This window comes from Methanocrinis sp., assembly GCF_049974945.1.
GTDB lineage: Archaea > Halobacteriota > Methanosarcinia > Methanotrichales > Methanotrichaceae > Methanocrinis.
In genome coordinates, this window is the sequence record NZ_JBNGCU010000152.1 from 1,743 (window position 1) to 3,139 (window position 1,397).

A 1,397-nucleotide genomic window follows, 5' to 3' on the forward strand; every position below is an offset into this window, starting at 1 on the left:
CTCCTCCCCGTCGGTCTCCTCCCCTTCGATCTCCTCAAAGACGTGGTCTGCTATCTCTTCGAAGTCCGCGCAGTCTAAAGAGCGGCCGAGAAGATCGCCGAAGATCCCCCGCGCCGTAGGGGCGAGGTCGCCCGCCTCCAGCAGCTCCCTGGCCTCGGCCCTCAGCGCCTCTTTTAGGGACTTGGAGAAGGTCTGCCGATCGCCGGATGACTTCGCCCCCTCATAGAGCCTGGCGAGACTGTCCGAGTCGTACCTCAGCCAGCTATCGATCGCCCATGTTTGAAAATTTTTCCACCCTCGATAAGTCTCGTCTCCGGTCCCCCTCTTCAAAGTCATCTTCTTCATCTTCTTCATCTTCTCACCCTCCTGGATAAAAAGATGGATATCATCAGTGGGTGCCCATCACGACATCGACACCGGTCTTTTTTCGAATGGCCTCGGCTATCTCTGCGGAGTACTTGCAGACCGGCTCAGATGGTATCGGCTTTATCATGCAGGTTCCCAGGAAGATCACTTCAGCCCCTCTTCGCACCATCTCTGCCGCCTGGCGGACGGCATCCCTGCCCGGACAACCTCCGCAGGGCGCCATTCCTATGATCTCTATCTCTTCGTCCGAATATCGGGCAAAGCTTCCGGTCTTCTCTCTTATCGCCCTGAAACAGGATGTTCCGGGGCAGATTCTCATGGCGCCTTCACATCTGACGAGCCCTACTTTGACCAACTATATCACCTGCATCATCTTTTTTCCATCTACACCTAAAGGTGTCGGCCCTTCCGGCATATTTTCTAAGATTCGCGGGCGTGTTGATTTCCTGTCCTTGGAAGATCGGACTTTTTGAGACGGATCGGCTCCGAGATCTGCAGCCCACCAGCTCTAGAGAAGTTGATCGTGAGCGGGTCAAGACCCAGATTCTGGGCCTAAAGCTAAAGAGGATATCTGTAGGAGATGAGGCTGAGGCGCGCCTAAAGTGGAGACTTACCAGACAAGAATGAGGGCGCGAGCCGTCACCGTGGCGGCGAGGTGCCCGCGGAGCTTCGCCATCAGATCAGAGCGACGGAGGGCGGGGTAGGAGGTAAAGAGGGAGATCACCGATCCATTCTCTGGCGGTGAGGCTTTATGGCTCGATTCATTGGAGCTTGTCAAAATATCAGCGCTCGGCGGATCGCCTGCGGCGCAGTTCCTCGAAGGTGATCCCCTTATCTTTGTTCTCCATCAGATATTCATATTGGGAATCAACGTATTCCGCTTCGGTCTGCTTATCACGTTTCACGACTCTTACTGCTTCCATTTTGCACCCAGCAACTCCATTTTTAGTCATATTGATATATACTCTTATCTATAATCTGAGTCGCCTGATCTCATGAAGGCGCCGGTAATGTATATCGTTTTGTCCGAT

The 1,397-nt window shown here is 53.8% G+C and carries 2 protein-coding genes; both read right to left on the minus strand.

The annotated features are described in order from the left end of the window. A partial coding sequence (locus ACP5EL_RS09975; protein ID WP_428402361.1) for a hypothetical protein occupies positions 1–354 on the minus strand: 354 nt, incomplete at its 3' end. Positions 355–388: 34 nt separating this feature from the next. Further along, on the minus strand, positions 389–721 hold the full coding sequence (locus ACP5EL_RS09980) for a CGGC domain-containing protein (protein ID WP_428402362.1): 333 nt from the start codon (positions 719–721) through the stop codon (positions 389–391). Between the last annotated feature and the right edge of the window lie 676 nt (positions 722–1,397).